The sequence below is a fragment of the Sporomusa acidovorans genome (assembly GCF_900101845.1).
GTDB lineage: Bacteria > Bacillota > Negativicutes > Sporomusales > Sporomusaceae > Sporomusa > Sporomusa acidovorans.
This window is the reverse complement of sequence record NZ_FNAM01000095.1, coordinates 1-6,134: the sequence shown is the minus strand read 5'-3', so window position 1 is coordinate 6,134 and position 6,134 is coordinate 1. Positions and strand designations below refer to the sequence as shown.

Below are 6,134 nucleotides of genomic sequence, written 5' to 3'. Positions count from 1 at the left end.
CACAGCGAATGCTTTGGGTGAAATCAGTTGCAGCACTCTGGCAAAGGTTAAACGGCTTGGTATACCGTTTTCCAAAGAAAGGATCGTATTAAGCCATTGCTTTCGGCTAACCGCGAAATCATAGATTTCTAGCGCACTATTAGCATTACAGGTTACTGCAAATAAACAGATGAGTAATATGTCCGATAGCTTATGTTTAATCTTCCATGCCTGTCGTGGATCTGACACTTTTTCTAATATCGCAATGAGATTTTCCATCTTCTTCACCTCATTGCCTTATATTTTCTATTTCTCTCTTTTTTCCTCTTTTTTTATAACTTATTTTTCATGAACATCCCCTGGCTAACTGGACTGGCGCACAGCAACGACCAGCGTTTCGGCGACAAACCGGTTCAAATAGTTTGCCAGTTCCGGGTTGTCGGCAAACTCGCCCGTCTCCGTCCGCTCGCGGCAAGCGTAATTGTCGCCCGCCGCATACCTCCCGGCAAATAACGGTCGGCAACGCTGTCACCGGCACCGAACTGGTCGGCAGAAACTCCCCGCCCAGCAGCGCATTATCAGGCTGCTCTTGCCCCGTTTAAACTGGCCCAGCACCGCCAGGTGAAACCGATCCTTCTGCAGCCGGGCTGCCAGTTCATCCGTCCGGCATGCGGAGCAAACCGCCCGCCGGCCTGCCTTTATTTGTTCAGCCGCCTCGTCCAGCAGCACAGCTAAGTGTTCTGCCTGATTTGCTGTACACGCATCTTTCATCTTGCCCCCCCGTTTCCGGCGCTGTCACTGTCAGTGTATGCGGTATTTATCGCCCAATAATTAGTGTCAATATCACCACCTAGTCTAGATAATGTCCCCCCCAATTTCCATCCTTTTGCAGGACTGTAGGAAGCATCAATAGCATAAGCGGGGGTAGTGGACCCAGTTCCCCAAACTTTAGTGGCGACGAAGGTAAGATTAGTATCGCCGGTTTTACCCCAAGCAATTAGACCGTCAAGTGCAGCTTGATTTTTACCCATGTAACCAGTGGAATCATAAAGCAAGCCTTGGCCGAGCGCACCATCTTGACGGCCAATCTTATAGTTAAAACCTTTACCTTTAATTAAAATACCCCAACGGTCAATAGTAGCTGCACTGCTATTATTGTAATAATTCTTATCAAAATCAGCGCCAATTTTGTCGCCGCCAAGACCTTCGGCTGCAAAACGAGTATACAAACTGACATTGTTTGAAAATTGGGTATTAGCATTCAGACGGAAAAATGCTTTACCACCGTTCTGATCATAACAAATATATAAAACTATGTCGAAAAATATCGTTGGACGGGATTGCCGACATTCTTTTTATGCTTTTGAAGACAATGCCTCAAATTCCCGTATGCCAGTCACTTGATTACTTGTTAGGACGATACATGCCCCCCAAGACGGTAATTGAATTTAAATCAGTAAATCTTCTATAATAAAAACGCCTAAAGCAGCCGACAAAGTTCCGGCTGCTTTAGGCGTTTTTCATGTTGGAGTAAATCCGTGTAAGAGAATAAATCCACCCAATTTCATTTTCACGCGTTAACCATGTTTTCGTCATTATCATTGGTTCCGTTCTCCGTATCGGGTCAAATGATGCGGGATTAAATATATGTTCTCACCGATATACTGTCATTTGATAGACAGACAATACTGATACTCGAAATAAGCATTGTACTAAGAATCAAACTTATCAATAGGAAACAAACCATCACTTTATTTCCGCATAGCGGACTTTCACCGCCAAGATATCGCCCATGCCGGGCACACAAGAATAAAGAACGGTAAGCATAAACTTACCGTTCTTTATTTCTCGGAACAGGCTTGGGAAGCCTCGCAATTACATCTTCCGCGTTCTTTCTGAGCGTTCCATTATCCGTAACCGGAACAATCATGGAAACGCTGCCGGGAGTATGTCCGGGCGTTAAAAGAATTTGTACGGTTGTATCACCCAACTTTATCAGTTGCCCATCCTCAAGTCCCATATCGACTTTCGGTCTAGTGAAACCAAATTTAGTTTCATGGGGCATAACTGATAAAAATCTTTTATCGACCAAATTCATCGCAATTTTTGCATCCGGACTGTACTTGTCTTTTATGAATTGCGAACCGCCGTAATGATCCGAATGCCCATGTGTTACCAATGTATACTTTATCTCTTTTGGGTTAAGCCCCAATTTTTTCATGCTATCCGCCAAGTTATCCGCATATGCCTCATCCCAGCCTGAATCAATGAGAATAATTCCCTTACTGTTTTGATAATAAACACGTAAACAGATAACTCGCCGGCATAGTAAAGATTATCAAAAATCTTAAAAGGCTCAATTGCTGTTCTATTAGAAGGATCAACCGCTATTATACTTTCCAAACTCATTCGATATAATACTAGAACTTGACCCGGAAAGTGTCTCTGCCGCACTTGCTATATTAGCAGTAGCGGTTATAATACCACCGTAATTTTCGGAGCTGCGCCAGAACTAATTGGCCCCACTCCGGCAAAATATTTTAAAGCTATTTCGATCATTTACCGCCCCCGTAGTTCCCCCCGCCATCTTAGCTAATGAATTTTCTCGTAAAGAAGCGTTATGTTTTTTTGCTTCCTGACTCCAAAGGTCTTGTAGCGTTTTCAGCGTATCCGGATACTCGCCGGTAACATTATGAACTTCGGAAAAATCCGCATTAAGATTATATAGCTCCCATTTATCCTGCTCGAAAGGTTGTCCTCCCTTATGGATAGCAAGCGCTTTTTGTATTATAAAATAGAGTACGCAATGCCGCTCCGCATAAGTGTAGGAAAGGCAATGAATTCCGCCCTCATTGCCTTTAACCAAATATTAAGATGGGTGAATAAAAAAGCAGAAACTGTCAGAGGGAGGGAGGACGCCGTTTAATTATCTCGTGTTTTATATCTCTTTATAAACGCTATCACTTGTTCCAATTCCTCCGGGCTAATCTTAGCTTTGACAGCATGTTTTACTACCTCGAAATAGTCGGAAAAACTTTCATCTGCGAATATCGTCGCCAATTTATTATTAATTTTAATCTGCTCCAGCGTCTCCACATCTTCGCGCAGAAAGAATTCAACGGGAATACATAGTTTATTAGCCAATAAGATAATTTTGTCACGACCAAATTGCCGGCGATTGTTTTCCACATGGGATATATAGACTGTGTCACATTTAATAACTGTGCTAATTGTTCAGTAGTTAACGAAAACTTCTTGCGCACGTATCGTACTTTGTCACCAAAATTCACAAACAATCCCTCCCAGTCCCGTGAATCATTAGGCTTTCAGCGGCAAACTGGTAGAAGCTAGAAGGGGATGATTTATAAGCTTCGAAGGCAATAATGCCCGCCCTAAACTCTTTATCAAAAGGATTCATAATCATCATCAAGACCGCGATCTATAGCCATAATGCCAAATGTTCTAATTGACTTACCTATCAGTCGATAGTATTTGCCCCCTATCACAATCATCAGATTTTCGCAAAGTAGGAGGATCATGTTCCACTAATTCGAAAATTTCTCTCGCTATATTTTTTATTTTATTTATAGTTTCAAATACGTTCCGTTGATTACTATTACTATCATCCAAATTACTGTAATTTTGGAGGCAATATGCAAACGGCTGCTCCGTTACCTCATTATTAATGATCATATTACGATCACGCTGCATAAATTTTTTACCAGAACAAGAATCTAAAAGACTTGCAAGATGACGTTGATCCTCAATTGCCGCATCCAACAAATCACCGTTTAAACGATTATGCTGCATATCATCCCCCCAGAAAATTATTCCTGTAACGTAAATACCATCCACTTTTATTTAGAACCTTACCTTGCTCTGAGATATTTCCAGAATTTGAGGTACAATAAATCAATTGTATATTTACAAATTACTAAGGATACTTACGTTTTTATAGAAAACTATTCTGAAAACCTGAACTGTATTGCATTTTGCGAACACCACAAATGGTTGGTATAAGCTTACATTAGACCCCATTAAAATACATTTATTAGTCTCAATAATATATACTTACCAATGAGCGGTTACTAAGTACTATATTTTAATGTAAGGAATTTTAACGCCTTGGCATATTCTCGTTTAAATTCCGGTAATACTGCTAAGTCAAGATGCTCAATCTTTTTAGCTATTGCTTCACTTCGCCGGCGTTCACGCATCGACACAAGTCCCATACAAGCTCCCGTACCCGCAGCATTACCAACCTGGACAAATCGCTCAATCGGTAATTGGGGCAGCATCCCAATGTCAATTGCACTTTCTATTTGCAGAAATGAACCAAATGCTCCCGCGATTATGACCTTTTCTACTTCATTAACTGTAATTCCGCAAGATTTTAATAATAAATTAATGCCACTCATGATTGCTGCTTTTCCAAGCTGAATTTCGCCAATATCCTTTTGCGTTATAACAATATCATTGCCGCAGCCACTAGCTGACCGGGGGACAACCAAGAATTCCGGCAAATCGCCGGGAACAACCCGAACCCTGGGGTGGGATAAATCCAGCCTGCCGTTAGCGGCAATAATACCAGCCTTATTAAGCCCGGCTACCAGATCAATAATACCTGAGCCGCATAACCCGATAGGCTTCTGGGCACCTATCGTCTTAATATTAATTTTCTGGTGACTGTCAAAGCTTACTTCGCTGATTGCGCCATCAACCGCCCGCATTCCCTGATAAATATGCCCGCCTTCAAAAGCCGGACCTGATGCGCATGAGCACGCCAGCATTGTTCCCTTACCGGCCAAAACAATCTCCGTATTTGTGCCAATATCAATGCCTAAGACAACACCCTTGGCCTTATCTATACCACTGGCCTGAATCATTGCTACATGATCGCTGCCAACAAAGCCACCAACGAGTGCTGTCGTATATACCTTGGCCTCACAGCCTAATTTCAGCCCAATAGTGCTGGCATGTATTGTTAAGGAAACAGTAGCTGCCGGAATATAGGGGGAAAGAGCTAACTGTTTTATCGGCAGTTCAAGCAGCAAGTGGTGCATCGCTGTATTAGCGACAATAACTGCTTCGCTTATCCGGCTGACCGCAAAGCCGCAACGAGCGGCCAGCCGCTCGGCCAACTCATTAATACCGTCCGCCGCCGCACCCGCCAGGCGTTTGGCGTTTTCGCCATTTTCCATGGCAAATGCCAGGCGGCTCATCACATCTTCGCCAAAGGCGATTTGAGGGTTTAAAATACCGTCCGCTGCCAGCACTTCCCCCGTGTTAAGCACGACTAAAAAAGCAGCGATTTTAGTCGTGCCTAAATCGACTGCCAAACCTAACGGACAATATTTACTATTAAGCGTAACAATATCCACAATTTCATTGCCGCGTACAGCTACCCTGGCGTCGTCTTCGTAAGCAGCTAGGCAATCAACGCGGCGCATCAGACTGATACTTGGGACCAGCCCGGTTTTGCCATATTTTTCAGCTACTATTCGTTCAAGTTGCTGCCATAAAGAATGTGGGTATTGTAGACTTGGTTTCTGCAAATTGCTTACAGCATACCACCTAACAGGATAATCTGGTTCGAGTTTCGCCCCACAGCCGTCTACTTGCAGTTGTTGACGGCCAATAAGCGATGTTACCGGCAATTCTACTTTACAATCACTTAATACCCGGGCTTGGCACGCCAGTCGATATCCCTGTTCTAGCTGCTCTTTTGACAGCCTCTTGCTTTCATGTTCTGAGGGTATTGTCAATTGGCCGCTAACCAGTCTTATCTGACATTGACCACACAGTCCTTTGCCGCCGCACGGAGCATAGATACCATGCGAAAATAATTCCAACCCCAGGGCTGCTGCCAATACCGTCTGGCCGATTTCGGCCTGTACCCGCCTGCCTGTAGGCTGGTACTCAATGATTACCTTGGATTTGTTACCCCGTTCGCAACCAGTCATATTTCCACTCCTCCGTCACTATCCGGAAGTCAACAAAAGAACGAAATCGCTAGTCGCGATGGCTAAAGATTTTTCTACAAAAGCAAAAAAAATAGCAAAAAGTATGTCTTTTATGGTATTGTTTAATCGCCAAACCAAACAATCCAAAGGAAAGCATACTTTTTACTTTTATGATTATAACATGCATAACAA

Annotated in this window: 8 protein-coding genes; all 8 read right to left on the bottom strand. The window is 43.2% G+C overall.

From position 1 onward, the window contains the following. Positions 1 to 258, bottom strand: a 258-nt coding sequence (locus BLR65_RS28355) for a transposase family protein (RefSeq protein ID WP_143122697.1), incomplete at its 3' end; no start/stop codon positions are given. A gap of 249 nt (positions 259 to 507) precedes the next feature. Continuing rightward, the gene (locus BLR65_RS28350; protein ID WP_093798137.1) at positions 508 to 750 is read right to left on the bottom strand and encodes a hypothetical protein; all 243 of its coding nucleotides are present in this window, start codon (positions 748 to 750) and stop codon (positions 508 to 510) included. After that, positions 747 to 1,208 carry a hypothetical protein gene (locus tag BLR65_RS28345; protein WP_093798135.1) on the bottom strand — a complete coding sequence of 154 codons (462 nt, stop codon included), beginning with the start codon at positions 1,206 to 1,208 and terminating at the stop codon, positions 747 to 749. The genes BLR65_RS28350 and BLR65_RS28345 overlap by 4 nt, the downstream gene beginning before the upstream one ends. Before the next feature lie 602 nt (positions 1,209 to 1,810). Next, positions 1,811 to 2,293, bottom strand: coding sequence for an MBL fold metallo-hydrolase (locus tag BLR65_RS28340; RefSeq protein WP_093798133.1), 483 nt, complete (start codon positions 2,291 to 2,293; stop codon positions 1,811 to 1,813). 198 nt (positions 2,294 to 2,491) lie between these two features. Then, complete coding sequence (locus BLR65_RS29325; RefSeq protein ID WP_143122696.1) at positions 2,492 to 2,845, bottom strand: hypothetical protein; 354 nt, start codon at positions 2,843 to 2,845, stop codon at positions 2,492 to 2,494. 56 nt (positions 2,846 to 2,901) lie between these two features. Next, entirely contained in the window at positions 2,902 to 3,123 is a 222-nt protein-coding gene (locus BLR65_RS28335) for a hypothetical protein (protein ID WP_143122695.1), read from the bottom strand. A gap of 327 nt (positions 3,124 to 3,450) precedes the next feature. Beyond that, a complete protein-coding gene (locus BLR65_RS28330) occupies positions 3,451 to 3,789 on the bottom strand; it encodes a hypothetical protein (protein ID WP_093798129.1) in 339 nt (112 codons plus the stop codon). Between the two features lie 278 nt (positions 3,790 to 4,067). Next, positions 4,068 to 5,942: an ASKHA domain-containing protein gene (locus BLR65_RS28325; protein WP_093798127.1), complete on the bottom strand. Its 1,875-nt coding sequence runs from the start codon at positions 5,940 to 5,942 to the stop codon at positions 4,068 to 4,070. Positions 5,943 to 6,134: the final 192 nt, after the last annotated feature.

What these genes read in the sequence shown, in the direction of transcription:
- BLR65_RS28350 (WP_093798137.1), bottom strand. Translation starts at nt 750, where the DNA reads ATGAAAGATGCGTGTACAGCAAATCAGGCAGAACACTTAGCTGTGCTG.
- BLR65_RS28330 (WP_093798129.1), bottom strand. Translation starts at nt 3,789, where the DNA reads ATGCAGCATAATCGTTTAAACGGTGATTTGTTGGATGCGGCAATTGAG.
- BLR65_RS28325 (WP_093798127.1), bottom strand. Translation starts at nt 5,942, where the DNA reads ATGACTGGTTGCGAACGGGGTAACAAATCCAAGGTAATCATTGAGTAC.